The following is a 24,039-nucleotide window of genomic DNA, read 5'->3' on the forward strand; positions in this document are numbered from 1 at the left end:
TAAAACACTGACACAATCTCGCTCACAGGAGCTATGAGCTCCCAAGACTCATCAATCAGGAGTCGTGAGAGAGGTTATGTTGTTGTTTAAAAGCTTGTAAAGTTTTTTAAACACCCTGAGAAAACCCTGATTAAAAAATTTGTTGCTATCTAGGAGAATCTGTTAATGGCATTCGGACCAGCATCACAGCTAGGTGTCGGCCTATTTGAAGACACAGATCCAATTGAAGTATGGCCAGGTATCTCAAGCGAGGACGCTGAGGCCGTGATTCGGGCGGTCTATCGGCAAGTCTTGGGCAATGCTTATGTCATGGAAAGTGAGCGCCTCGCTGTCCCAGAGTCTCAGTTCAAACGAGGTGAACTCAGCGTTCGGGAATTCGTGCGGGCAGTAGCTAAATCGGATGGTTACAGCTCCCGGTTTTTCGACAAATCCCCCCGTTACCGGGTAATTGAGCTGAATTTCAAACATTTACTTGGTCGGGCTCCCGATGGCTTCGATGAGATGAAGGCTCACAGTATTATCTGGGATGAAGGGGGCTTCGAGGCAGAGATTGATTCCTACCTCGACAGTGACGAGTACCAGGAAGTCTATGGGGAAGACACGGTTCCCTTCTACCGGGGCTACAAAACCCAAACAGGCAAGAAGATGCTTGGGTTTACCCACATGTTCCAACTGTTGCGAGGAGCATCTAGTAGCGACTTCAAAGGGAGCTTGGCTGGCAATAGTCCCTGTCTAAATAAGAATGTAATTCAAGAAATTCCTACAGCAGTGATTCCCCCGTCTGGTGGTGTATCTGGCTGGTCTTTCCAAGAAACCCCATTGGGTTCCAGAACTCGCCATGGTGCTGGAGCTACTGCTGAAGGTAAGGTGTACCGAATTGAGGTAACTGGCTATAAGTCCCCTGGTGCAGTGAATCGGGTATCCAAATTCCGGCGCAGTAACCAGGTATACCTGGTTCCGTTTGATCAGCTCTCCAAAGAGTATCAGCGGATTCATAAGCAAGGTGGCGTGATTGCCAGCATCACCGTTGTGTAATTAGGATTCAATCGGGATTCAAACGTTTCTAATCTGGAAAAGTTCGTGTATTTCTGCGTGCTTTGGCAGCAAACTAGTTGGCTTGCTGCCAAAGAAGGTAGAGGTGCAGTTCAATGAAGGGTTGGTTGCTTTGTTTTGGCAAGGAAAATCCCCTCTATTTTGAATAAGTTTTTTGCAAGGAGAAATTTAAATGGTCAGTACAGCGCCTACTGCCAAGTTTGGTCTAGATTCAGATACCATCTTTGAACTATGGCCCACTAGCGGCATTGATGAAGTACAAGCTGTAATTCGGGCAGTTTATCGTCAAGTTTTGGGCAACCCCCACATTATGGAGAGCGAGCGGCTGGTGAATGCTGAATCGCAATTATGCGATGGTAGCATCACTGTCAGGGAATTTGTCCGGGCTGTTGCCAAATCAGACTTCTATCGCGCTCGGTATTTTGAATCCTGTGCGCCCTACCGATTTATTGAGCTGAACTTTAAGCATTTATTGGGTCGTGCTCCCCTAGATCAGACAGAAATTTCGGAACACATCCGTATCTGTATTGAGCAGGGCTACGATGCTGAAATTGATTCTTACATCAATAGTGACGAGTACCAAAAGAATTTTGGGGATGATACCGTACCCTACTATTGTGGTGCTAGTAGCAAAATCGGTCAAAAGCAGGTGGGTTATAACCGTACACTCTCCTTAGTAAGGGGTCGTCCAGAAATTGATAGCGCTACAAAAAGCTCTTGTTTGGTAGAAGCAGTTGCCACCAATAGCACCAGCGAAATTGTGCCACTGGCAGGTGGTCGTGCTGCCGCTTATGCTGATGCTACCGAAAAGATGTTCAAAATTGTAGTGCGGGGTGCGATGTACAGCGGTCGTCGCCGTCGTAGTACCACTGAGTACATTGTTCCTGGCAGCAAGATGACACCCCAAATTCAGCGCATTAATCGCACTAGTGGGACAATCGTCAGCATTACAGAAATCTCCTAATGTCTGGGGTTTTTTTTCGGAAGTTTTAAAGGAGAGATAGAAATGGGAAATTTAACTCGGTCAGCTGTTCTAGGCTTGGATGCCTTTGAAGGTGCTCCATTAGAATTGCGACCTTTTGCTACTGAAGATGATTTACAAACGGTAATTCGAGCTGTTTACAAGCAGGTTTTGGGCAATGTCCATCTGATGGATAGCGAGCGACTCGCTAATGGGGAATCCATGTTGCGCAATGGGGATATTACTGTCCGTGGCTTTGTGCGCATGGTGGCTCAATCAGCCCTGTATCAATCCCGATTTTTCCAGGGGTCTTCTCCCTATCGGTTCATTGAACTTAATTGCAAACATTTGCTGGGTCGTGCTCCTTTAGATCAAGCGGAAATCTCTGAGCACGTCAGCCTTTACAATCAACAGGGTTATGAAGCTGAAATCGATTCCTATATCGATAGTGACGAATATCTCCAGAATTTTGGGGAGAACGTCGTTCCCTATCCCCGCAGCATCCGTAGCCAATTGGGAATTAAGAATGTGGGCTTTAATCGGATGTTCTCGTTACTGCGAGGTGCTCCTACCAGTGATAGTGGAAAACCAGCCCAGCTAATCACGTCTGTAGCTGGTAATCTATCTCCAAAAGTTAAGGCTCCAGCTGTTGGAAATGGTGCAGGTTATGGCAATACTGGCAAGCGTTACCAGATTGCTGTTTCCACATGCGCTGCTGCAGCCCGGTTGAATAAGTATAGCAAGCTGAACTATCAGGTTAGCTACGAGCAACTCTCTGAACAAGTGCAGAGTATTCATAAAAGCGGTGGCAAGATTCTCAGTATTACTGAGTTAAATTGATCCAGTAGCCTGGTTATCAGTTATAGTGCTACGCGCAAGGCAAGAGGAATCCCCCCTAACCCCCCTTAAGAAGGGGGGCGGGCAAGAGGCAAAAGTTCACTAAAACAGCTGTTGCTGCTTGTATCAATGTCAAACACCTTAATGGGTAGTGCTATATCAGTAAAAAGAAAAACTGTTAACAGTTAACTGGGAACTGATAACTGGTAACTGATAAGTGAATAGCTGTGTAAGTCAGCTAAATCTGAGCAAAGAATCTAGGAGGAATTTCAATGTCACTTTGGGTAATGGATGCTGACCCGGTAGAGTTGCGTGCTGGTGCAACAGAAGATGATGTGCAGACAGTGATTCGGGCAGTTTACAAACAGGTTCTAGGTAACCCCCACTTGCTGGAATCCGATCGCTTAACTAGTGCTGAATCGATGCTGCGGAATGGGGACATCAGTGTACGGGGCTTTGTGCGCATGGTCGCTAAATCAGACTTGTATAAGTCCCTGTTTTTTGATTCTGCTTCCCAGTATCGTTTCATTGAGCTCAACTACAAGCATTTTCTAGGTCGTGCTCCCCAGGATCAAACAGAAATTTCTGAACACGTTCAAATTTATAACACTGCTGGCTACGACGCGGAAATCGATTCTTATATCGATAGCGCAGAGTATCAGTTGAGTTTTGGCGAGTTCATTGTCCCCTATGCTCGTGGTAATAGTACCGAAGTTGGGATTAAGAACGTAGCCTTTAATCGGACTTTTTGTTTGATGCGGGGAGATGCTACCAGTGATAGCAGTAACCAAGCCAAGCTAATTAGTGATTTAGCGGCTAATCTGTCTACCAAGATTAGTGCTCCTGCTGGGGGTTCAGGTACTTACGCCAATACAGGCAAACGCTTTAAGATTACTGTAGCTAAAGCTGGTGTAGGTTCTCGCTTCAAGCGGAGTAATGCTACCTATGAGGTGGGTTACGACCAGCTGTCGGCGAGGATTCAAAATATGCACAAAATGGGCAGCAAAATTGTCAGTATTACTGAAATAGGTTAGGTTGACTGTCCGGATTCAGTAGTTGATATGAGCTAAGTCTCTAGATGTTAGTTTTTGGAAATAGGCTGTGAGCAATCAACAGCTAATTTCTAAAAACTAACACTATTGAGTAGTTAACTATTTAAGCTATTCGCTGTGAAATTGAGTTTTTTTGAATTCACAACTTAGGAAATTCAAAGTACTTTACCGATGTCAGTAATGATTGCAGATGGCACTAGCACTCTGAGAGATTATAGCGATCGCAAAGTTGTACTAGAAGAAAAAATCTGTGTCACCAAGATATAATGAGCACAAATGACTATAGGGTTAAGGTTCCTAGGAAAATTAAGGGTTTTAGGATTTTTTTCAGTCAATCAGCCTAGGGTGAATCAACCAAGACCATATAACAAGCTTCACGTTAACCAAAAATAAGTTAATACTTATATTGTTCAATCACTATTAAATAGTGTTAAATCATTTTTTTTGACATTCAGCGATAAAGATTGTTTAATTAAAGTAAATTCAATAGAAAGTGAAAAAAGTAGTCTTCGTAAACAAGTTTTTAGATTAGTTGTTTATTAACTTTAATTAACAACATTTAACAACAATGCATTTGGAGGTCTTTTAGATGGTAATTGCTTTTATAAACCCTGTACTGACACGAGCCGCACAATTAGGGGTGGCAGCATTTCAAGACACAGACCCAGTTGAACTGTGGCCTAGTCATTCTGAAGAAGAAATAGAAATTGTGATTCGGGCTGTCTATCGGCAAGTGTTGGGTAATACTTATGTGATGGAGAGTGAGCGGCTCACTGTTGCCGAATCCCAACTCAGAAACGGAGAAATTTCTGTCCGCGAATTTGTGCGGCAAGTGGCTAAATCTGAGCTTTACTACTCCCGATTTTTCGAGAGTTGCTCTCGTAACCGAGCCATTGAGTTGAATTTCAAGCATATCCTTGGTCGAGCTCCTGAAAGCTATGAGGAAGTTATTGAGCATACGAGGGTACTTGATCAAGGCGGTTATGAGGCTGAAATCGATTCTTATATCGATAGCGAAGAATACCAGCTGGCTTTTGGGGAAAACCAGGTTCCCTATTATCGGGGCTACAAAACCCAGATAGGCAAGAGTACAGTGGGATTTACCCATCTCTTAAAACTGTTGCGTGGTGCAGCTGGTAGCGATCAAGCAACTGTTTGGCGGGGGAATTGGTCTCGGTTGAATCAGTTCCTGATGACCAATAGCCCCAGTAAGATGGAGGCGCTGTCTGGAGCTGGTGATGTAGTAAAACCCACTGATGTCAATAAACTCCTGGCTAATGTTCTAGGTCTCAATAAAGCCCAACCAGCAAGTCCCACAGAAACTCAAACAGCGCCTAAGATTCTCACAGAAGCTGAAAAACTCCTGCAAAACACGACTCAAACCTGGCAACGCCAGTATCAAGCCTGGGAAGAAATTGATCCGATTGAGCTGTGGCCAGGTCGTTCGGAAGCAGAAATCGAGACGGTGATTCGAGCAGTCTACCGTCAGGTTTTGGGAAATGCCCATGTCATGGAGAGTGAACGGCTGACTGTCCCGGAATCCCAGATCAAGCGAGGGGAAATCACTGTCCGTGAGTTTGTGCGTCAGGTTGCCAAGTCAGAGTTGTATCGGTCAAGGTTTTTCGATATCTGTCCCCGCTACCGGTCAATTGAGCTGAATTTTAAGCATTTGCTCGGTCGTGCTCCTGATGACTACTCTGAGACCTTCTATCACAGCCAAGTACTGGATGAAGGAGGTTTCGAGGCGGATATTGATTCCTATATCGATAGTGACGAGTACCAAGAGGTGTTTGGGGAGAATGTTGTACCCTTTTACCGAGGCTATAAAACCCAAACAGGCAAAAAGCTGCTTGGGTTTACTAACATGTTGATGCTGATGCCCAGCGTTTCTAGCTCTGATAAAGACAATGTGTCAGGGAATCCACCAAGGCTAAATAAATCGATTATTTACAATAATCCCCTTGGGCAAGCCCCAGTTACTGATATCCAAGCCTTATTGGATGAAGTACTCAAGCCCAAAATCCAACCGAAGGAAGCTCCCAAAGAAGCTGAGAAAGAACGCTCAGAAGCGTATCAAGCCATCCAACGGAAATGCCAAGAGCAAGAAGAACTGCTGGAAAGCTTGCAGCAACAGCTGGCACAGTTACGACCATTGGCTAGCTTTGGAGAATCACAGTATAGCAAATGGCAGTCTTACAGTTCTTCGAGCAACGGTGGTAGTGGTTTCACCAGCATTGCAGCCCAAATCCCCATGGCAGCAGTGACTGTAGAGCCAGACAGTTATGAAGCTCTGCAACAAAAGTCTGAAAAACAGACCCAGGAAATTGCTACGTTACAAGAAAAGATGGCTGATCAGCGGCGTTTAGCTATGATTGCAGAAACCCAGTTGAATAAGTGGCGTCCTCGTAGTTATTAGAGTAGTTATTAGGGCATTGCTGAATAATAGAATGATTTGAAAAGTTTTGTAGAATGGGCATCTTGGTGGAATGGGCATCTTGGTGGAATGGGCATCTTGCCCGTTTTATCCTTATTTTCGAGCGGGCAGGATGCCCACTCTACTCCGATTCATTACTTGATTCAGCAACGCCGAAAAACTTAGTACTTATTAGAGCTGGGATTAGCTCTATCGCCAGTTGCCATAAAAATGTGTGGGTTGTTGACGGTTGACTGTTGAGAGTTGAATGACAACGGTCAACCGTCAACAACTACCTGGGAAATACAAACTTTTAACTAAAGGTTTTAACTAAAGCTTTTAACGAGGTACTTTTAACAGTAAAATATATAGACTTTAAATAGCCGATCCGGAGGAAAAGCCAATGGCCAAGAAAAGCCGTAAAACTTCTAGCCAGTATTCAGAAGGTAAGTCCAAGGTGGGAATCTCCCTGACCCCTACAGGCATTGGCTTGTTGACTCAGATGGCTCAGAATACTGGATTGTCCCGCTCGGAACTAATTGAGCGTATCGCCAGAGGTAATATTGCGATCGCATGCCAGCAGGCAAGTATGACCATTGCCCTGGAAAATCCACCGGAGGCTAAGGAAACATCCTCCAACAATGGAACTACAACATCTCAAACCAAGATTCAGGTTATAGAGGGTAAGCAACCGCTACAAGCTGATGTGTCTGAGCCTGGTGGTTCTGGTGTATCCCAAGAAGATTACCAGTCTTTACAACAGCAAGCTCAACAGCAAGTTAATTTGATTGAAGACTTACAGCAGAAGTTAGCAGAGCAAAAATCTCAGACTGCTGAACAAACCGAAAGCTATCAGTCTTTGCAACAGCAGGCTCAACAGCAAGCTAATCTGGTTAAGAAATTACAGAAGCAGCTAGCAGACCAAAAATCGGAAACTGCTGAGCAGACAGAAAGCTATCAGTCTTTGCAAAAGCAGGCACAAGAGCAAGCTTCTCTGGTTAAGAAATTACAGAAGCAACTAGCTGACCAAAAATCGGAAACTGCTGAACAGACAGAAAGCTATCAGTCTTTAGAACAAAAGGCAAAACAGCAAGCTTCTCTGGTTAAGAAATTACAGAAGCAGCTAGCAGACCAAAAATCGGAAACTGCTGAACAGACAGAAAGCTATCAGTCTTTACAACAACAGGCTCAACAGCAAGCTAATTTGATTGAAGACTTACAACAGAAGTTAGCAGACCAAAAATCTAAAACTGCTGAACAAACCGAAAGCTATCAGTCTTTACAACAGCAGGCTCAACAGCAAGCTAATTTGATTGAAGACTTACAGCAACAGCTGTCTGAACAAAAATCTCTAGCAACAGAACAGGTAGAGAGTAACCAGGCTCTGGAACAGCAGGCTCAACAGCAATCTAATCTGGTGAAAAAGTTACAGAAGCAGCTAGCTGACCAACAATCCCAGGCGGCGCAACAAGTAGAAAGTAATCAGTTTCTACAGCAGCAAACTCAAGAGCAAGGGCATCGAATTGCCGAGTTAGAGCATCAGTTGTCTGAACAACAATCTCCGGCTAATCAACCTCCCGAGAGTTATGAGTCTTTGAAACAGCATAATCAAGAGCAAGAGGATCGTATTGCCACTTTACAAAAACAAATTACTGAGTTAAAGCGTTGGGCAACCCTTGGCAAAGCAGAGTTGAATAAGAGGCGTAGCCGGAGATTGTTTTAGCTAGTGCCCGAAGGCATAAATAATTATGTCAATTCCCCTGACTTCCTTCGTGGATAGTTTTGGGGATAATTTTGGCATTCAATGACAACAAATAATAGTATTATTCTGGTATTATTCTCGAGATGCTTTCCTGGTTGAAGCAAAGTTGATAATCTGTTCCAAGCGTGATATCGAACTAGCCGCTGATTCTCGGATATAGGGGTCGGCTTCCTGATTCTCAGCCATAGCAGATAGCACTTCCATAGCTCTCTCATCCCCCAAGGAACCTAGAGCCTGTAGCACAGTAACTTGAAGGGCAATATCGTCGATGTCCAAAGCAGCTACTAGGGCTTCAAAAGCCGGTGGACCAATAGTTCCCAGTGCGCCAACTGTCGATATTTTGACAACGGGATCTGGGTCTTCAAGAGCCCTTTGTAGACTCTGCAACCCGACAGTTGGGAAAGTTTCTTCTGAGTAATTAAGAGCGATCGCAGCCAGCGCCTTAGCACAGCTAGCCCGTACGGTGTTATTTTCACTGGTTGTTAAAGTTTCTGCCAATACCGGTACAGCATTAAGACCAATCACACCTAGAGTTTGCACTGCTGCTCGCCGATAAACCACATCCTCATCACCCAAAATTGCCATCAACTCAGGAATAGTATTCTCGGTGCGCTCTGCTGCAATTTGCCGCATGGCTCTTTGTCGGAGTTTAGGATTTTTATTTTTTAATTGTTGATATAACTCTTCTGTAGACATTAGTAAATATCAGTATATAGCGGTTTTCAATTAGGTGAGGTACACAATTTTGGGATTTTAGGGAACAGGGAATCGGGAATAGGCAATAGGCAATAGGCAATAGGCAATAGGCAATAGGGAAACAATCCGCTGTACCTCATAACTATGGAAAATGCTATACAAAGATTAGTAGACATCAGTATATAAACTGAGTTGGAGATAACCAACTTTATCCAGGAGTCAGGAGCTTCAATAACAAGAACTAAGGGGTTCTTAGGAAAGTGCTGAACCTGTTTCAGGCACAGCACTTTCCTAAGATACCCCTTTAGTCGAAAGTACTAGAGGCCGCTAGCCACTACAGACAGTGGATAGCAATCATCCTATGACATGGAGTTGATTACATAGTCAAGATAACCCCGGTATTCAACCAAGGCTTGGGCAGACATATCACGAGGAGCGCAGCCACGATCCCGGAGGAAGCTCAAACCAGTAACATAGGTAGCAGCATCGATACCTAAGGCTTTGTAGACTTCACGAGCGCCAGCAATACCCCACTCATCAAGAGGACCAGTACCACCAACAACTAGGCAATAGTTGATCAAACGTAGGTAGTGAACGATGTCACGCTTGCACTTTTCTTTCTGAGTACCTGCATCGATGTCCCGACCACTACCGTTAGGGAACTTTTTATAGATAGCATCAACAGCTTCTTGAGCTACAGCGTCGTAGTTACCTGCCAACTTGTCAGCAGCTTCCATACGAGCAGCAGAACGTTGTAAGCTGCCTTGAACTGATTCTAGGTCAGAAGCGCTAGGAAACCGACCTGCTAGGTCAGCGGAAGCAACAACAGTGGTTAACACTGATTTCATAATTAAGATATCTCCTGTCTTAAATTGATTTCGGCAAAAGGTCAGTGTAATTTAATTTCTCCTGAGCAGGGATACTAGCTAATAGCACTGCCGACTGCATCGAAGTAGCTACCGACTTCTGCAGCCAAAGAGGCACAATCACCGCTAGTAACAGACTCTGTGCGTTGAGATGCAGTGTTGTTAACAAAAGCCACAGCAGCAGCCTTCATGATGGCAACAGCCCGGGTAGTATTACCAGTGGGGACGCCCAAAGCAGCGTAGGTTTCCTTAAGACCATTCAAGCAGCGGTCAGCCAGTACAGAACTATCTCCGCTGAGAACGGCGTAGCACACATAACGCAAGACGATTTCGCCATCACGTAGACATGCAGCCATCTTGCGGTTGGTGTAAACACCGCCACCGGCAGCAACTAAACCAGGGCTTTCGCAAACGATACCAGCAACCGCATCAGTAACGATACAGCTAGCATTGCTGGATATAAAATTCACAGCATCAAGGCGCTTGTTGCCATCAGCAATAAATCCCTTCAGAGCGTCTAAATCAGCACCGCCAACAAATCCGCCTTTGGAATCGGCAGCAACTACGGCTTTTGAAAAAGCGTCTAGCATTAAAATCTCCTTATCAATAACAAGGACTTAATTAAAATTATTGGTCTTGTCATTCATGAATTGACTAACCAATTTAGACGATAAAAGCTGTTTGACACTCTAGTCCCATTTATGAGAAACAAAGCAACAAAACATTACAAAAATTTCCGTCTATCGGTCTGATTGTATACTTTTGTATCAATTAGCATGGAGCTGTTTGGTTAATTGCTAAACAGTATCGTCAAGATCAGGGTCAATACCTACTGCTTGTAACTGCTCAGCCAGCCGAGCAGCTCTAGCTAAAGCGGCTTGAGTTCGTTGGCGCTCCTGCTCCACCATAGACTCTGCTTGTTCAGCACGTTGTCGCTCCTGTTCAGCACGTTGTCGCTCTTGTTCAGCTCTTTCCCTTTCTAGAACAGCTCGTTCATCACCAATCAGCAACAGATTTCCTTGATCATCCCACCACCTTAGCCACAGTTGACTTTGATTCTGATAACTTCCTTGCCATAAGCCTAGTTCTACACCCAAGGGTGAAATAGAATAATGCCCTCGTTCATTAGGGGTTAATTTCTGATAAAACCCACTGATCAAGGTATAGACCTCAAGAGAGCCGTTGTTTATTTGATAAATACCATAGTAGGGAATTCGGATAATTTGCTCATACACCCAAAACTTCCCTGGCTTAGTTACTTCTTCTTGATTCGAGAGGGATAACGGGGTTTTGTCCCGTTCTTCCTCGCCATTGCCACTGGCAAATTCTAAAGCAATTAATGGTGCTATATGTTCCCGCCACACCACATAGGAGCGACGAATTTTACCATCTAGCTGAGGAGGCACATTTGGCACATAAAACCAATCAGGTGCTTCGGCTCCTTTCTCAGGTGGGTCAGTTTCTCGCCAGTAGATACCACAGTCTTGCCCAATAGCATATTGTCCATCAGGATGTCGCTGTTGTAATATCTCTCCAATCGAATCCGTTAGAATTATGCTTTGGGGATGCTCTTGAAAGTTTTTGCCTACGGCACGCTTCGCGAACACAAATGTTCCATCTGACTCCGGTAGCTGGGTGTGGTCAGGGAAAGGGGGAGGTAATTTGACTCGAGGTACTATCTCAGTCATGATCTGGCCTAAACTATTGCAGTGATGATTCTGTATACTATTCTGGCTGCTCTACTGTGATAGCCGATCCCCATTACCAATTACCAATTACCAATTACTAGAGCATGGTATTACTGCTTAGTAAACTAAAGACGCTCTTCCAACGTTACTAATGACTAATCCACTAATGACTAATAACTGCCTTCGCCCGAATCAACCAATCTGAATCATTAGCTGCCAGATCTTGACCACTGGTATCCCCAAACTGCTCTAATGCCATTAAACTGGCATATTTCAAGTCAAAAATCTTGGTATTGAGGTTGTCTTGGAGTAAGGGAATTGCCCGTTCATCCCCTAAATTCCCCAAGGCAATAGCAGCAGCAGCACGGGATTTCTGAAACTGGGGTGCTTTATTGTGTAGGGCTTCCAGTATCAAATCGTAGGCATCGGCGTATTTGAGCCAACCTAAGAGTTTGACAACATGGTAGTGAGCACCATAATCGTTATGGGCTTTGTCAGCATAGGTAGCAAGTAGGGCGTCAGCGACAGTGTCTGGAGATAACTTGAGCAGAGTCTTACTGGCTAGATAACACCGCCCAAAATCTGTATGGTATAGCTCGTTAATCAAGAAGTCTAAACTGGGCATTTGGTCATATTCATGAACCAGCTCTAGGTGATCAGGATGATCACGAATCACTTGATCGAGTGATGGTTCGATCTCCTCAAAGGTGATATCACCGGCTGGCAACCCAGCCTCTGCCAAGAGGCGAATTCCTCGTATTCGGAAGACCATGGAAATGGGACAAGTCGCAATTTTCGGAATTGCTTGGTAGTATCGGGCATCAATCAGGTCTTGAATACAAGCTCGTCGGGCATTGACACTAGAGTGTTGCAGGAATGCCATAACTTTGTGCATTTCAGTGGTATCCCCTGTGAACCGACAAACCGTTGCGATCGCAGCACTGGCTATGGGTTCATTATCAGATTTAGTAAATGTCTTAATCCTGTCTAGGGCTGGTTTATAGTCTAGTGCGGCCAGAGTTTGGATAATCACCCGATAAGTCTGACCTGGCTTCTCCAGCAGCTGGGCAATTTCTTCAAGAATTTCCGGATCTTGAGTGCCAATTTCCCCAATTGCCCAGACAGCATTTTCCACCGTGTAACAATCCTCATCCCCTAGACATGAGCGAATGATGGGTAGGGCTACAGAGGCTTTCAGACGACCTAAACTTTCCACTGCCTTGCGTCTAGCGATACGATGGTACAGTTCTGAGTTTTGCTCTTGCACCGTTTCCATCAAGGCATTGATTGACCGCTCGGTGGGAAAGTTAATTAAATGGGATGCAGCCACATAGCGATCAGATTGGTCTTCTAACTGGTCTAAGGGTGTTTTTAAAAGTGCGATCGCTTGATCTTCGGTCAAATTAAATATATTTGCAAAACGTTTATCCATCAGTGATTTAGTGGTGATTTAGAAATTAACAATAGGACTTACGAAGTTTAGTTAGTTTTGCTCCCCTAACTCCCCAAAACAATCAGGGGACTCTTCGACGGTACTCAACCAATTCAGGCAAAGCAACGTACTAAGAGTCCCCAGGTGCTGATCGAAATATTAGTCAATCAGCGACGGATTTTCACCGTGATCTCCTTAGGACAAGGAGTTGATTACATAGTCGAGGTAAGTTTTGTACTCAACCAAAGCTTGAGCAGACATGTCACGAGGAGCACAACCGCGATCGCGAGTGAACTCAAGAGCTGCTACATACGGACCGGTAGGTAGGTTCAAAGAACGGTAAACTTCACGCTGACCAGCAATACCCCACTCATCTAGAGGACCAGTACCGCCAACAACCAAGCAGTAGTTGATCAAGCGTAGGTAGTGACCGAGATCCCGGTAGCACTTGTCAATCTTGACTTGAGAATCCCCAGCTTCACCAGATTCCTTTAGGTAAGGATACTTCTTAAAGCAAGCATCACCAGCTTCTTTGGTTACTTTATCAATGCCTTCTGCTAGCTTTTCAGCAGCTTCCATACGAGCAGCAGCCCGTTGCAGGCTACCTTGAACGGACTCAAGGTCAGAGCTGCTAGGAAAACGACCTGCAGCATCGGCAGCAGTAACAACTGTGCTTATAACTGATTTCATTCTTATATATCTCCTGAATGGGTTTTGACAAAGATTATACTTAGCTTTTGGCTTCCCCAGCTCGCTTTGGCAGGAGCTTGGTTATCTTAGGCAAAAGGGAAAGACTAGCTGATAGCAGCAACTACTGCATCGAAGTAACCAGCAGTTTCAGAAGCTAAGGAGGAACAATCCCCAGAAGTGACTTCAAACTTGCGCTGGCTAGCGGTGTTGTTAACGAAAGCAACTGCAGCAGCTTTCATGATTCCAACAGCACGAGCTGTGGAGGTGGTGGGTACACCCAGAGCGCTGTAGGTTTCCTTCAGACCATTCAGGCAGCGGTCGCTTAGTACAGAAGCATCACCAGCCAAGATGGCATAGGTCACGTAGCGGAGGATGATTTCACCATCACGCAAGCAAGCAGCCATGCGGCGGTTGGGGTAGCAGTTACCACCAGCTTGAATCAAACCAGTGTTTTCGCAGATCATGCCAGAAATAGCATCGGAAACGATGCAGCTGGCGTCGCTGGCGATAATGTTTACAATATCAAGGCGCTTATTACCATCAGCAATAAAGCCTTTGAGAGCAGCCAGGTCTCCAGCACCTAGACATGCGGTTTTGCTATCTGCTGTAACTACAGCTCTGGAAAAAGCGTCAAGCATTGAAATCTCCTTAAATTAAAGGTACTTAACTAGTTTGCTATCTTGCTGGTTATTTATCTTTGACCAGCTCAATATGAACATTAGAGGATAATCGGAACCGCAGTCTCATTTATTAACAACAAAGTAATAATTTGTAATATTCGTTACAAGGTCACCAGTCGATCACACTAGACTTCGCGGCAGGCAGTTGTCGGGAACAGGAAACAGGGAATAGGGAACAGTGGACAAGAATTGACGCAAACACTATCAGAAAAATACTTTTGCAAGAGGTCTACTGGAGTCGGTTAACCGACTCGGCAGCTATACACAAAACTTAATAATTAGATGTACTTACATGTACTTAGCTGTGATCAGGTACCATCCATTAATAAATTGCATGGTTATGACAGGAGGGGAGCAAGGGAGCAAGGGAGCAGGGGAGCAGGGGGACAAAGGTTTGGTCTGGATATCGTAAGTGTGCGAAATTATCTGGATTTGATATCAGAACTGTCACTAGACCTAGAGGTCGAAAATAGGTTTTCAGCTTACGTGCGGTAAGGCTTCGGTGAACTTTTTCTAGCTTATGTCTACTGTTCACGATGGCAATAGGGCTATATATAGCGTTTCTCATAGCTATGAGGTTCACAGGATTTTTTTCCACTTCCGAACTTCCCTCTTCTGACTTCCCTCTTCTGACTTCCCTACTCCCTACTCCCTACTCCCTACTCCCTACTCCCTACTCCCTACTCCCTAAAACCCACGACTTGTTCCCTCAACCAATTGGTAAGCATTAAGCTATAAACGTAAGCTATCAGCGTGTCGCGTATCAGCTATCAGCCAAAGGCCAACGGCTGACCACTGACTACTGACCACTGACCACTGACCACTGACTACTGACCACTGACGGCTGACAGCTGAATGCTTAGCTATAAACTGCTTCAGTGGGTCAATTTTTCAGGAACGTTCATCAAATCTGGTGCGGAAACTTCCGTATTTTATCCAGTATTGTTTGAGGTCATGATGAGGTGTATGTAAACTCGCTTTAGCTTGATACAAAATAACTTGGCGATGGGAGCCAATCCAAATTTTTTTAATGGGTTTAACGGATATTACACTTCCTCCGAGACTCTCGACACATTCCGAGAACCGTTCAACTGTTGTATATTCTACCGTCTCAAAGATAAAAAAGTGACCCGAGCAGATCAAATGTCTGCTCCTAATCCAGCACTGCATCTTTTTTTGAGCTTTTGGCGGTAGCATTAGCTGTACACAAATCATCCTCAACTCTATTGGTAATTAAAATTATCGGATAATGGTTTGATAGCAAAGGGAGTAGGGAGTAGGGAGTAGGGAGTAGGGAGTAGGGAGTAGGGAGTAGGGAGTAGGGAGTAGGGAGTAGGGAGTAGGGAACAAAACTTATCACAATTCATTTAGGAACCCTGGAGGTTTTAGGCTTTATGCTAATACCTAATCATCACTTTAAGAATCATTTAGAGAGTAGCAATAAAATAAAATACCCGTTTTAAGCTTGTCGGTAAAAAAAAATTTGGTTATTTTGAGTAGTCTAGATTAGATGAATTTGCCCACCCTAATTCACTTAGTATTTGTTGGTATTTTGGTTACACCCCAATCCCTTATTGCTGATAACTAGGCAGTAGAAATCGGCGCTAAAAATAAGGTAATTCGTCAGCAAAACTTTGCCGTTTCTCAAATCGTAAATGACCAGCTGCTGATCCCCATACGTGCTCATGAGTATTGACATCCATACCCTGATCTAGGCTTATCCAAGTCGTTTCAGTTAGTTCCACATCACTGACCAGATAGGTTTTACGCCCATTACGTTGGATGAAACACTGGCAACCAGGTTCTACACTTCCGCGAAACATGTCACCCTCTCGCCAGAAAATCATTGAACAGTTGTAGCGACGTTCTATAACATCAGGGGTGATGGTTTTGAGAATATCTGGCTCTCGCGCCGCCCCGGCATAAAGAACTGGATCTTTAAGACTGTAATTTTCTATATAAGTATGATCTCCCTTATCAATCAGGCGATGGACTCCCTGACGGTAGGGACTCCATAGATCGTAGTCATAGGCTTGCTCAGAGTAGAAACCAATACCCGAAAAAAAATCAAAGGGTAAGGGGCGAAAGAAAACATGAATGTGAGCGTAAAGCTGAGGATTATCAATCGCTTGTTTTTGGTTACTAAAATCTCCAGCCATCCAACTAGCTAGAGTGAGTAAATTACTGGTAGTTTTATCGGTATTACTAGACAACATTGGTGTATTAATCTATTGAAAACCTACGGTTAAAAAAGATTAAAAAAAAATCTAATTGATCACGTTAACTGTTCAAGCTGCTATACCACTACCCATTAAGGTTAGGACATTTATAAAAGCAGCAAAAGCTATTATAATCAGCTATTGCTAGCATGCCTATTGCTAGCATGCCTTGCGCGTAGCGCTATAACTTTCACCCAGATTGGGATAAGTCGCGGATTTCTGAAGAAAACGAGGCTGTAGTCACCCCTTGACCAGAACTGGTTTTAATCAAGGACACCCGAAAACGTAAATTCGGTGTAGCAAACCAAATCCGTTCTTCAGCAGCTGCTCGGTCATACTCCGTTAGCAAAGTGAAGGTGCCATCTTCAGTAAGGTGATAGTTGCCCACTGCTGCAATTGTCTCGGCATAGCCTTGCTCTCTGAGCAGTTTTCCCCGATCGGGGTGTTCAGGATCGGGGATAGGGACTAGAACGCAACTCCCAGACTGGATGTCGTCTTCATCCCAATCTGACTCACCTTCCCAACTCATGCGAAAGGGATGCAAGGCAGTTGTGGGATCAATATCGTATAGTTTGCAAATGTCAATCACAGCTGAGTCATCAGCCTCAAGGGCAACGATATCAATAGTTGAGCGTATTTCCTCAAAGTGACTAAACGCTAAGTGATGACCGCTGCGTTGCGATCGCCAACGTCCAATAGAACGTTCTATAAATTCAGTAAGATCCATCTGCTATGTGTAGTTTAATTTAAAAAAGTTAACAATTTTGTTTGCCTATAGCAGCTGAATGCTCGGCGGGGGTGGTGTTGTAGATTACGCAAACCTAGTAAATTAGAGCCTTTACCCGGATTCACACCTTCAGTTATACACCGTGGCTCCCATCCTTAAACATTAGTAATTGTAAACTTTTGTGACAGTTATGTGTGGAGACCATAACTACTATTAAATGACTATTTTTAAATAAATATTAATAGTTCAATCTCAACAGGATTTATAGCAGTTCTCATAGTAATGAGGTACACAGCATTTTTTTCCTACTCCCTACTCCCTACTCCCTACTCCCTACTCCCTACTCCCTACTCCCTACTCCCTACTCCCTACTCTCTAAAACCCAGAACGAAAGTATCTCACCCAGAAATGCTACGCTAATTATCAAGCTTTTTGTTCCACCCCAAAGCCCACTAGAACTACTTTGTCTAGGGGTTCGCTTTCTGGAGGACGCTGGTAATTGATAATTTTGCGGATTCTTAAGTTGGGATTGATCAGGGTAATGGAATCAACAGATACCACACGGGTATAGTAGGTGGTCATCAAAAGTTCTAGTTTATTGGTATCGAAGCGAAAATGAGCCACTTTAGGTTTAGCTTCTTCGTAGGCGCGATCGCGTAAATAATCTCCCTCTAGAATGATTGATTGTTCGACCTGAGGGACAAAAAGCATATTCAGTTGTTGGGATACCCGTTCACCTTTTTCAGAAACTGTCTGGAAACCAAGATGATAACCACACAGGTCATTGATATTAGGTAAGTCAGGTTGCTGATTATCCATCAACACCTTAGTTTTGAGGGGAGAAGACAGGGGTTCAATGGTGAATTCTGTAAGGGAGCGCTCTACATTTTGGTGAGTCATATCATGATAGGTACGTTGTGCAACCCAGGTTCCTACACAGCAATCAAAGAAGTATTTAAATTTGGATATAGACATGGTTTTTTTAATTTAAATAATTCCAAATTTTTAGTTAATTAAATAGTAAGCATTCAGCCTATGCGCTACGCGCACGCTACTTGAGGTGCGGTCAGCCGTCAGCCCTGAGCCATTACCGTAGCGTGAGCCTTGGCCCAAAGCTGATAGCTGATACGCGACACGCTGATAGCTGATACGCGACACGCTGATACGCGACACGCTGATACGCGACACGCTGATACGCGACACGCTGATACGCGACACGCTGATACGCGACACGCTGAATCCTTACATTAAATATCATTACTATCTCGTTTCAATTTTAGAGTTTATAGTTATTTTGCTGAGTTATTTTTTTAGCTAAAGTTTTTCAATTGATTAATTAAATGATCGAAATAGAGGGCTATTGTTTCCGGTTCAGATAATCGCTTTAAACTAGCTGCCTTTATCTGTTCTAATCCTGATACCATTGCGGGGATTGGGACTTGCATTTCTTTGTACAACAGGTTCATATAGTGCAGTCCTTCAGCACTAGTAAACTCGGTGCTACTGCCAGCAATTCCATAGGTAATACAGCGGAGGAAATGCCAAAAATCTCGCCAACAGGCTTCTGCTCGTGGGGCGGGATAAAGACCACCCCCTGGTTTTGTAATATCAGGATATTGAGCCAATACGGTTTCCCGCGCTTCGGAAACAATATCAGAAGCGTTATCCCGCAAAAATTTGGCTGTATTGATTAAGGGCTCGGTATCCGGTGAACAGGCTTTAATCTGGTGCAAGTCATTATCGGTAAGATAGCGACCGTGATCATCAGCTGTCTGGAAATGCTGGATAATCTCTGGGGGATAGGAGTCTTGCCAGTTGGCAAAGCTGACAATTCTGGCTTTGGTAATTAGTTCTTTGATATAGTCGCTTAATTGAGTCATCATGGTTGATTTTTGTTGAAGGTTAAAGGTTTAAGGTTGGTTGAAGGTTGAAGGTTGGTTGAAGGTTGAAGGTTGTTCGCGTAGCGTGGCCGAAAGGCCAAGGTTGTAAGGTTGAAGGTTGTTCGCGTAGCGTGGCCGAAAGGCCAAGGTTGACCTTACCATCTCATCAACGCAACGGTTAACAAAAACAATGAAGTGAACTAGCCCTAGCTTCCGGTAGCAGCTAAGGCTAGTTCACTTCAGAGCAGTATACTCAATTATGATAATCTTTGATTAAAGGTATTAAGAAATGTAAAAAAAGCTGGCTCTGTAGTGCTATGGACATCCGTCAAATCGAAATCTCTCTCAAAAGTCCAAATGCTCAGGATCGCCTCAGGGCACTTACTGCTTTGAGAGAGTATGGTTCAGATGTAGCTGTTCCCCTACTTACAAGTAAACTCAAAGACCCAGAGTTTTTAGTGCGCTCCTTTGTGGCCATGGGACTGGGGAATAAACGGAGTGACGAGTCCTATGCTGCGTTGTTAAATCTGATCCAATTTGATACAGATCCTAATGTAAGGGCAGAAGCTTCCAATTCCTTGTCTAAGTATGGAGACATGTCAATATCTCATCTGGTCACTACCTTTCAACAGGATGATCACTGGCTGGTGCGCCGTAGTATTCTTGCTGCTTTGGTGGAAATGTCTTGTCCAGAAGAACTCTATAGTATTTGTATTTGCGGCTTAGCAGGGGAAGACCCAACTGTCCGAGAAGCAGGAATTGATGCCCTAGGTTTACTGGCTGGTACTGTTAAGGAAACTGATGCATTGCAGCAAATTCTGGCTCTGAAAGATGCACAATGGTGGCGTATTCGGATGCATGTTGCCCGTGCCCTCAAACGATTTGATTCCCCCGATGCTAAAGCAGCATTGGGAGAACTGATGAAGGATGAAGACCATCGGGTGGTAGCTGCTGCTTTGGACAGTTCCCTCTAGAGGGTCGGTTTCGTGATCAGATTTAGGGAGTAGGGAGTAGGGAGTAGGGAGTAGGGAGTAGGGAGTAGGGAGTAGGGAGTAGGGAGTAGGGAGTAGGGAGTAGGGAGTAGCAAAGCAGCGCCTAGCTGTGGGGGTTCCCCCCATGATCGACTGCATCAAGAGAGGGTAAAAAAATTGAATGTACCTAATAATGCTGAAAAATCCTATTTAAAAATGACAAATAAAAATTTCATACCAAGTTGCGCTCAAACGTACAACTTTCTCTTCCCCCAATCTCCCCATCTCCCCATCTCCCCATCTCTCCATCTCCCTATCCAACCAATCTACTATCTTTGAATGCAACTCGGTATCACAAGGAGTGGGGCTCGTGATGAGTTCTGAAAATTGGTTGTATGCCATGCTTAATTAACAGCCGTATTATATGAATGGGATAATACAGGAAAGCCAGCACTCTAGGCAGGGAGAGTAATTCCCAATCGGCTTCGTTGGGCATCAGGGTAACAAGCAAAATGTTTTTTAGCCAATAGAGACAGTACATCACTTTGTCATGGAAACGCTCTCTGATTCTGAAGTAGAAGCGATGATTGTAAGATAAGAAAAAGACCCAAAACCCTTGTGGTTCTGAGAGCTTAGGGGCTTCTTCAAAGTCACGGAAAAGCTGTGAACGTACTTGGAGAGCGAGGGATTGGCATAGGGGTTGGGCTTGCAATTTATTTAAGACTATCTGTGGCAAAGTGACTCCCAGCAAATCCCTGACTAGGCAAAGGTCAAGCAAGAGCATGCGTTCACAACCCAGCTTTTGAGCCTCTGCCAGTACTCTGCGCCAATCTAACTGGGGATGAGTACGGATTAGTTCAGCAACATCGCATAACTGAGCCAGACGTACACTCCAGTGACAACAGTCTTTGCCCAATTGCACACAGAGAATTAATAGCATCTGTTCTGGCGAGATAGTAGACACTGTCTTACCAGCAAGGGATAGAGGCTCAAGATGCGATCGCAAATAGTCAAAATCTAATGGCAAACAGAATAAATCGGGTACAATCCCCTCGTGAAGGTCAATACAGACTCGACTCTTTTTATCCACAAAGTGATACTCCCAGCCTAGGTCTTTTTGCAATTCATACCCTTGAGACAGGAGTAATTCTTTAACTGTGGGGATGTCGTGCTGATCAACCAGGATGTCTAAGTCACCGAACTGCCGCAGCCCCAGATTGCCGTAAACTGAAACGGCAAGGGTAGCCCCTTTGAAGGGGATAGCAGAAATTCCGTGTTTCTCCAGAAGAGTCAGAAGCTTGAGTAGTTTCTCAGTTAGAAATGTGTTGTGTACGACTAAGTGCTGGAAATAATTTCGGAGTTGTTTGAGGATGTTCTGGGGAACCAAGTCTGGGCAGGTATTTTTGAGACTATGGTACAGGAGTGGTAAGACTTTCTGACGGCGAGCTGTTTTGAGCAGATAAGTCCAGTCAATGTCTTGCTCAACCAGTAAGCGTTTGATAGACTCAGCAGTACCATCGTCGATGCTGCTTCGGAGACAATACAGGAGTAACTGGAGTTCTGGTTTAGTCTGGAGTTCTCGATTAGTTAGCGATACTGATGCTATAGTAGTTAGTGGGGTTAAGGTCATCATCCCAGGTTGATCTAAAAATTCGCTCAAAAGTGGAAACCGCCATTATACATGTGGCGGATTTAATGGCACGTAAGACTGTAATTTTCCCTTCAAAATGGGAAAATTAGCGAATTACGGCTCAAAGGTAATTAATTAAAATAATCGATTCAGTAATCTATTACTATGTACTGAGAAAAATGCCATTTTCAGTAGATTTAACTAGTAAGTGTGCAAAGTTTTGATGAAGTACCTTGCCATATAACACAATAAGGATTAGTTTTTAAGTAATCCCTATTGACTGGCAGCGCTTTCCTTGCTAATGCTTTGACAGGGTGGCAAGGAAAGCTTCCCCGTAAGCATATGCGCTACGGGCACGCTGCGCGAACAGTGGTCAGTGGTCAGCGGTCAGCAGTCAGCTTTGTGGCACAGGCTTCCAGCTTGTGAATTCACTGAGATTAAACCAATGCTTACCTGTTTTATTCAAAAGCTTTTCCCCTAGCGGATTAGCTGATAGCTGATAGCTGAATGCTTACGCTTCCCCTTAGGTAGATTTGCGGATGGGGATTGTGGTGGCTTAGTCAGCCAAATCTTAGGTCAGGCAAATCTTAGGTCAGCCAAATGTTAACGATTATTTCTTTGTCTGGGAGAAATGAGACAGGAAGTATCGCGATACTCTATGCTCAGTAAGGGTTTTACTATGTATACGAGCAATATAAATGTATCAGCCTTTCCTGGACTATCTGGAAAAAGAGCTATTCAAGCGGTTTGATTTAAGCAGTCAACCGATTCCCCCAGGCTTAGAACGCCAGGTAAGCGATCGCGCTAAACATCGGGCAATTATTCAAAGCTGGTGTTACCAATGCCCGGAATTGCGGAAAATTCGCTATACCTACATGGATGTTGGACCAGTCTCCCAAGTGTTTAACAGTGTGATGTATCCTAGCCACTGTTACGATCTGCCTTTACTAGGGATTGACTTCTTATCCTTTGGCAAAAAGAAGATCCTGGTGGTTCTAGACTTTCAGCCATTGTTCAGGGATGAAGCGTATCAGGAAAAATACATTGAACCGATGCGAGTCATTCGCGATCGCTATCAGGACTTGGCACAAAACTTAGAAATGAAGTTTTACGATGCCAACCAGTACTTCTCTAAGTATCTACTGTTTGCCAAAATCGATTCCCTAGAGACAGTGCAAACAGAAGTCTTTGAGGCTTACAAAGACTACTTGGCATTATATTGGCAAATGGTGGAGCAAGCTGAGCCTCTAACTGAGCCAGAAGATATTGAGCGCATTGTAAAGGCGCAGAAAGACTATGACCAGTATAGTGCCGACAGAGACCCAGCCCATGGTCTGTTCAGCAGCTACTTTGGTTCCGAGTGGGCAGAGCAGTTCTTATATGAGTTCTTATTTGAAAATGCCATGCCTTTAGCCGTTAGTCAAAGCCAAACATGACTCTCTATCAGCCGTTTCTAGACTACGCGATCGCATATCTAAAAGAGCGCCTTGATCTACAGCCTTATCCCATTCCCCCTGGGTTTGAAAGCAAATTCGCAACAGTGGGGAAAGGGAAAAAGCAGCAAGATGTCCTGACCACCAGTTATGCCTTTGCTGCACCCAAAATCAGACAAATTCGAGCTGCTCATGTCCAGGGGGGAACAGCATTACAGGTACTCAATTTTGTGATCTTCCCCCAGCTCAACTATGACCTGCCCTTCTTCGGTGCTGACTTAGTGACCTTACCTGGTGGACATCTGATTGCCTTGGATATGCAGCCCCTGTTCCGGGATGATCCAGCCTATCAAGCTCGTTACACTGAACCTATCCTACCGATTTTCAAGGCCCATCAACAGCATTTGCCTTGGGGAGGAGACTTTCCTGAGGAAGCCACACCGTTCTTTTCCCCAGCTTTCCTGTGGACACGCCCTAAGGAAACGGAAGTAGTGGAAAATCGGGTGTTTGCTGCCTTCAAGGACTATCTGACAGCTTACTTGGATTTTGTGGATCAGGCAGAACTAATTACCGATTCCAAGCATCTCGAAGCCATCAAGGAAGCTCAACTGCGTTATCTGGGTTATCGTGCTGAGAAAGACCCAGCTCGTGGTATGTTTCAGAGATTTTATGGCAGTGAATGGACTGAGGAGTACATCCATGGTTTCTTGTTTGACCTAGAGCGAAAGCTCGCACAGGCAAGTTAAGCACTACTGTAATTCTTAGGATCTTAAAACTTAACCTGAGTTCGATGTAAAAAATTGGTTAGTTTTTTCAGGAGTATTGAGTCAGGAGTATTGAGTCATAAGTCAGGATAAGACTACAGAATTGATGGAAATAATACAGAATTTTATTCTTGATAAAACTCTGATTAATTGCCAGTTAACTGGGAAATAATTGATTTTGAATCCATTTTTAATGACTCGAAGCTCCTGACTCAATACTCCTACATTTTAGAGCTTTTGATTAAAGGTGCAAGATCTTAGCCTCGCCCCTAGCCGCGATCGCCA

At 44.3% G+C, this 24,039-nt stretch carries 28 protein-coding genes; 13 read left to right on the forward strand and 15 right to left on the reverse strand.

Annotated features, from left to right (window positions below; genetic code table 11):
• Nucleotides 1-165 precede the first annotated feature (165 nt).
• From F6J90_RS14950 to F6J90_RS14980, 7 genes are all read left to right on the forward strand, one after another.
• Nucleotides 166-1,035 carry a phycobilisome linker polypeptide gene (locus F6J90_RS14950; protein WP_293094664.1) on the forward strand — a complete coding sequence of 290 codons (870 nt, stop codon included), beginning with the start codon at nt 166-168 and terminating at the stop codon, nt 1,033-1,035.
• A gap of 190 nt (nt 1,036-1,225) precedes the next feature.
• Nucleotides 1,226-2,017, forward strand: coding sequence for a phycobilisome rod-core linker polypeptide (locus F6J90_RS14955; RefSeq protein WP_293094666.1), 792 nt, complete (start codon nt 1,226-1,228; stop codon nt 2,015-2,017).
• 42 nt (nt 2,018-2,059) lie between these two features.
• Complete coding sequence (locus F6J90_RS14960; RefSeq protein WP_293094668.1) at nt 2,060-2,854, forward strand: phycobilisome rod-core linker polypeptide; 795 nt, start codon at nt 2,060-2,062, stop codon at nt 2,852-2,854.
• A 269-nt stretch (nt 2,855-3,123) separates the two neighbouring features.
• Complete coding sequence (locus F6J90_RS14965) at nt 3,124-3,885, forward strand: phycobilisome rod-core linker polypeptide (protein WP_293094670.1); 762 nt, start codon at nt 3,124-3,126, stop codon at nt 3,883-3,885.
• 607 nt (nt 3,886-4,492) lie between these two features.
• Entirely contained in the window at nt 4,493-6,319 is a 1,827-nt protein-coding gene (locus F6J90_RS14970; RefSeq protein ID WP_293094672.1) for a phycobilisome rod-core linker polypeptide, read from the forward strand.
• Between the two features lie 36 nt (nt 6,320-6,355).
• The gene (locus F6J90_RS14975; RefSeq protein WP_293094674.1) at nt 6,356-6,502 is read left to right on the forward strand and encodes a hypothetical protein; all 147 of its coding nucleotides are present in this window, start codon (nt 6,356-6,358) and stop codon (nt 6,500-6,502) included.
• A 217-nt stretch (nt 6,503-6,719) separates the two neighbouring features.
• Nucleotides 6,720-8,039: a hypothetical protein gene (locus F6J90_RS14980; RefSeq protein WP_293094677.1), complete on the forward strand. Its 1,320-nt coding sequence runs from the start codon at nt 6,720-6,722 to the stop codon at nt 8,037-8,039.
• Between the two features lie 111 nt (nt 8,040-8,150).
• On the opposite strand, the gene F6J90_RS14985 is transcribed toward F6J90_RS14980, so the two are convergent.
• The 7 genes from F6J90_RS14985 to F6J90_RS15015 all read right to left on the reverse strand — a co-directional run bounded on the left by F6J90_RS14985 (nt 8,151) and on the right by F6J90_RS15015 (nt 14,088).
• On the reverse strand, nt 8,151-8,774 hold the full coding sequence (locus tag F6J90_RS14985; RefSeq protein WP_293094679.1) for a HEAT repeat domain-containing protein: 624 nt from the start codon (nt 8,772-8,774) through the stop codon (nt 8,151-8,153).
• Between the two features lie 359 nt (nt 8,775-9,133).
• Nucleotides 9,134-9,622, reverse strand: coding sequence for a bleomycin hydrolase (locus F6J90_RS14990; RefSeq protein WP_293094682.1), 489 nt, complete (start codon nt 9,620-9,622; stop codon nt 9,134-9,136).
• A gap of 74 nt (nt 9,623-9,696) precedes the next feature.
• Nucleotides 9,697-10,230 (reverse strand): phycocyanin subunit beta, encoded by a 534-nt coding sequence (locus F6J90_RS14995; RefSeq protein WP_293094684.1) that lies wholly within the window; start codon nt 10,228-10,230, stop codon nt 9,697-9,699.
• A 207-nt stretch (nt 10,231-10,437) separates the two neighbouring features.
• Nucleotides 10,438-11,328, reverse strand: a complete 891-nt coding sequence (locus F6J90_RS15000) for a Uma2 family endonuclease (RefSeq protein WP_293094687.1) — start codon at nt 11,326-11,328, stop codon at nt 10,438-10,440.
• Between the two features lie 163 nt (nt 11,329-11,491).
• Nucleotides 11,492-12,760, reverse strand: coding sequence for a HEAT repeat domain-containing protein (locus F6J90_RS15005; protein ID WP_293094690.1), 1,269 nt, complete (start codon nt 12,758-12,760; stop codon nt 11,492-11,494).
• A 195-nt stretch (nt 12,761-12,955) separates the two neighbouring features.
• Nucleotides 12,956-13,450 carry a class 1 C-phycoerythrin subunit alpha gene (cpeA, locus tag F6J90_RS15010; RefSeq protein ID WP_075904203.1) on the reverse strand — a complete coding sequence of 165 codons (495 nt, stop codon included), beginning with the start codon at nt 13,448-13,450 and terminating at the stop codon, nt 12,956-12,958.
• A 104-nt stretch (nt 13,451-13,554) separates the two neighbouring features.
• Nucleotides 13,555-14,088: a bleomycin hydrolase gene (locus F6J90_RS15015; protein WP_075904201.1), complete on the reverse strand. Its 534-nt coding sequence runs from the start codon at nt 14,086-14,088 to the stop codon at nt 13,555-13,557.
• A gap of 614 nt (nt 14,089-14,702) precedes the next feature.
• On the opposite strand from F6J90_RS15015, the gene F6J90_RS15020 reads away from it, so the two are divergent.
• Complete coding sequence (locus F6J90_RS15020) at nt 14,703-14,861, forward strand: hypothetical protein (RefSeq protein WP_293094693.1); 159 nt, start codon at nt 14,703-14,705, stop codon at nt 14,859-14,861.
• Nucleotides 14,862-15,021: 160 nt separating this feature from the next.
• On the opposite strand, the gene F6J90_RS15025 is transcribed toward F6J90_RS15020, so the two are convergent.
• The 4 genes from F6J90_RS15025 to F6J90_RS15040 form a co-directional block, all read right to left on the reverse strand.
• On the reverse strand, nt 15,022-15,273 hold the full coding sequence (locus F6J90_RS15025; RefSeq protein WP_293094696.1) for a CpeR family transcriptional regulator: 252 nt from the start codon (nt 15,271-15,273) through the stop codon (nt 15,022-15,024).
• A gap of 10 nt (nt 15,274-15,283) precedes the next feature.
• Complete coding sequence (locus tag F6J90_RS15030) at nt 15,284-15,490, reverse strand: hypothetical protein (protein WP_293094699.1); 207 nt, start codon at nt 15,488-15,490, stop codon at nt 15,284-15,286.
• Nucleotides 15,491-15,734: 244 nt separating this feature from the next.
• Complete coding sequence (locus F6J90_RS15035; protein ID WP_293094702.1) at nt 15,735-16,346, reverse strand: chromophore lyase CpcT/CpeT; 612 nt, start codon at nt 16,344-16,346, stop codon at nt 15,735-15,737.
• 193 nt (nt 16,347-16,539) lie between these two features.
• Nucleotides 16,540-17,076 carry a phycobiliprotein lyase gene (locus F6J90_RS15040; protein WP_293094705.1) on the reverse strand — a complete coding sequence of 179 codons (537 nt, stop codon included), beginning with the start codon at nt 17,074-17,076 and terminating at the stop codon, nt 16,540-16,542.
• Nucleotides 17,077-17,358: 282 nt separating this feature from the next.
• Here F6J90_RS15040 and F6J90_RS15045 point away from each other — a divergent pair, with 282 nt between their 5' ends.
• Entirely contained in the window at nt 17,359-17,496 is a 138-nt protein-coding gene (locus tag F6J90_RS15045; RefSeq protein WP_293094708.1) for a hypothetical protein, read from the forward strand.
• Between the two features lie 3 nt (nt 17,497-17,499).
• Here F6J90_RS15045 and F6J90_RS15050 read toward each other — a convergent pair whose 3' ends face one another.
• The 3 genes from F6J90_RS15050 to F6J90_RS15060 form a co-directional block, all read right to left on the reverse strand.
• Nucleotides 17,500-18,051, reverse strand: coding sequence for a phycobiliprotein lyase (locus F6J90_RS15050; protein WP_293094711.1), 552 nt, complete (start codon nt 18,049-18,051; stop codon nt 17,500-17,502).
• A gap of 335 nt (nt 18,052-18,386) precedes the next feature.
• Complete coding sequence (locus tag F6J90_RS15055) at nt 18,387-18,959, reverse strand: phycobilisome protein (RefSeq protein ID WP_293094714.1); 573 nt, start codon at nt 18,957-18,959, stop codon at nt 18,387-18,389.
• 27 nt (nt 18,960-18,986) lie between these two features.
• Nucleotides 18,987-19,118 carry a hypothetical protein gene (locus F6J90_RS15060; protein ID WP_293094716.1) on the reverse strand — a complete coding sequence of 44 codons (132 nt, stop codon included), beginning with the start codon at nt 19,116-19,118 and terminating at the stop codon, nt 18,987-18,989.
• Nucleotides 19,119-19,273: 155 nt separating this feature from the next.
• On the opposite strand from F6J90_RS15060, the gene F6J90_RS15065 reads away from it, so the two are divergent.
• The gene (locus F6J90_RS15065; RefSeq protein ID WP_293094718.1) at nt 19,274-19,930 is read left to right on the forward strand and encodes a HEAT repeat domain-containing protein; all 657 of its coding nucleotides are present in this window, start codon (nt 19,274-19,276) and stop codon (nt 19,928-19,930) included.
• Between the two features lie 349 nt (nt 19,931-20,279).
• Here the strand turns inward: F6J90_RS15065 and F6J90_RS15070 are convergent, their stop codons facing one another.
• Entirely contained in the window at nt 20,280-21,587 is a 1,308-nt protein-coding gene (locus F6J90_RS15070; RefSeq protein ID WP_293094720.1) for a nucleotidyltransferase family protein, read from the reverse strand.
• Between the two features lie 246 nt (nt 21,588-21,833).
• Here F6J90_RS15070 and F6J90_RS15075 point away from each other — a divergent pair, with 246 nt between their 5' ends.
• The 3 genes from F6J90_RS15075 (at nt 21,834) to F6J90_RS15085 (ending at nt 23,736) form a co-directional block, all read left to right on the forward strand.
• The gene (locus tag F6J90_RS15075) at nt 21,834-21,983 is read left to right on the forward strand and encodes a hypothetical protein (protein WP_293094723.1); all 150 of its coding nucleotides are present in this window, start codon (nt 21,834-21,836) and stop codon (nt 21,981-21,983) included.
• 272 nt (nt 21,984-22,255) lie between these two features.
• Entirely contained in the window at nt 22,256-22,993 is a 738-nt protein-coding gene (locus tag F6J90_RS15080; protein WP_293094725.1) for a 15,16-dihydrobiliverdin:ferredoxin oxidoreductase, read from the forward strand.
• Nucleotides 22,990-23,736 carry a phycoerythrobilin:ferredoxin oxidoreductase gene (locus F6J90_RS15085; RefSeq protein WP_293094727.1) on the forward strand — a complete coding sequence of 249 codons (747 nt, stop codon included), beginning with the start codon at nt 22,990-22,992 and terminating at the stop codon, nt 23,734-23,736. The genes F6J90_RS15080 and F6J90_RS15085 overlap by 4 nt, the downstream gene beginning before the upstream one ends.
• Nucleotides 23,737-24,039: the final 303 nt, after the last annotated feature.

It is taken from the genome of Moorena sp. SIOASIH, assembly GCF_010671925.1.
Taxonomy (GTDB): Bacteria; Cyanobacteriota; Cyanobacteriia; order Cyanobacteriales; family Coleofasciculaceae; genus Moorena.

Coding starts and splice junctions, on each gene's coding strand:
- F6J90_RS14950 (WP_293094664.1), top strand. CDS start 166: ATGGCATTCGGACCAGCATCACAGCTAGGTGTCGGCCTATTTGAAGAC.
- F6J90_RS14955 (WP_293094666.1), top strand. CDS start 1,226: ATGGTCAGTACAGCGCCTACTGCCAAGTTTGGTCTAGATTCAGATACC.
- F6J90_RS14960 (WP_293094668.1), top strand. CDS start 2,060: ATGGGAAATTTAACTCGGTCAGCTGTTCTAGGCTTGGATGCCTTTGAA.
- F6J90_RS14965 (WP_293094670.1), top strand. CDS start 3,124: ATGTCACTTTGGGTAATGGATGCTGACCCGGTAGAGTTGCGTGCTGGT.
- F6J90_RS14970 (WP_293094672.1), top strand. CDS start 4,493: ATGGTAATTGCTTTTATAAACCCTGTACTGACACGAGCCGCACAATTA.
- F6J90_RS14980 (WP_293094677.1), top strand. CDS start 6,720: ATGGCCAAGAAAAGCCGTAAAACTTCTAGCCAGTATTCAGAAGGTAAG.
- F6J90_RS14985 (WP_293094679.1), bottom strand. CDS start 8,774: ATGTCTACAGAAGAGTTATATCAACAATTAAAAAATAAAAATCCTAAA.
- F6J90_RS14990 (WP_293094682.1), bottom strand. CDS start 9,622: ATGAAATCAGTGTTAACCACTGTTGTTGCTTCCGCTGACCTAGCAGGT.
- F6J90_RS14995 (WP_293094684.1), bottom strand. CDS start 10,230: ATGCTAGACGCTTTTTCAAAAGCCGTAGTTGCTGCCGATTCCAAAGGC.
- F6J90_RS15000 (WP_293094687.1), bottom strand. CDS start 11,328: ATGACTGAGATAGTACCTCGAGTCAAATTACCTCCCCCTTTCCCTGAC.
- F6J90_RS15005 (WP_293094690.1), bottom strand. CDS start 12,760: ATGGATAAACGTTTTGCAAATATATTTAATTTGACCGAAGATCAAGCG.
- cpeA (WP_075904203.1), bottom strand. CDS start 13,450: ATGAAATCAGTTATAAGCACAGTTGTTACTGCTGCCGATGCTGCAGGT.
- F6J90_RS15015 (WP_075904201.1), bottom strand. CDS start 14,088: ATGCTTGACGCTTTTTCCAGAGCTGTAGTTACAGCAGATAGCAAAACC.
- F6J90_RS15020 (WP_293094693.1), top strand. CDS start 14,703: ATGAGGTTCACAGGATTTTTTTCCACTTCCGAACTTCCCTCTTCTGAC.
- F6J90_RS15035 (WP_293094702.1), bottom strand. CDS start 16,346: ATGTTGTCTAGTAATACCGATAAAACTACCAGTAATTTACTCACTCTA.
- F6J90_RS15040 (WP_293094705.1), bottom strand. CDS start 17,076: ATGGATCTTACTGAATTTATAGAACGTTCTATTGGACGTTGGCGATCG.
- F6J90_RS15045 (WP_293094708.1), top strand. CDS start 17,359: ATGAGGTACACAGCATTTTTTTCCTACTCCCTACTCCCTACTCCCTAC.
- F6J90_RS15050 (WP_293094711.1), bottom strand. CDS start 18,051: ATGTCTATATCCAAATTTAAATACTTCTTTGATTGCTGTGTAGGAACC.
- F6J90_RS15055 (WP_293094714.1), bottom strand. CDS start 18,959: ATGATGACTCAATTAAGCGACTATATCAAAGAACTAATTACCAAAGCC.
- F6J90_RS15060 (WP_293094716.1), bottom strand. CDS start 19,118: ATGGTAAGGTCAACCTTGGCCTTTCGGCCACGCTACGCGAACAACCTT.
- F6J90_RS15065 (WP_293094718.1), top strand. CDS start 19,274: ATGGACATCCGTCAAATCGAAATCTCTCTCAAAAGTCCAAATGCTCAG.
- F6J90_RS15080 (WP_293094725.1), top strand. CDS start 22,256: ATGTATCAGCCTTTCCTGGACTATCTGGAAAAAGAGCTATTCAAGCGG.
- F6J90_RS15085 (WP_293094727.1), top strand. CDS start 22,990: ATGACTCTCTATCAGCCGTTTCTAGACTACGCGATCGCATATCTAAAA.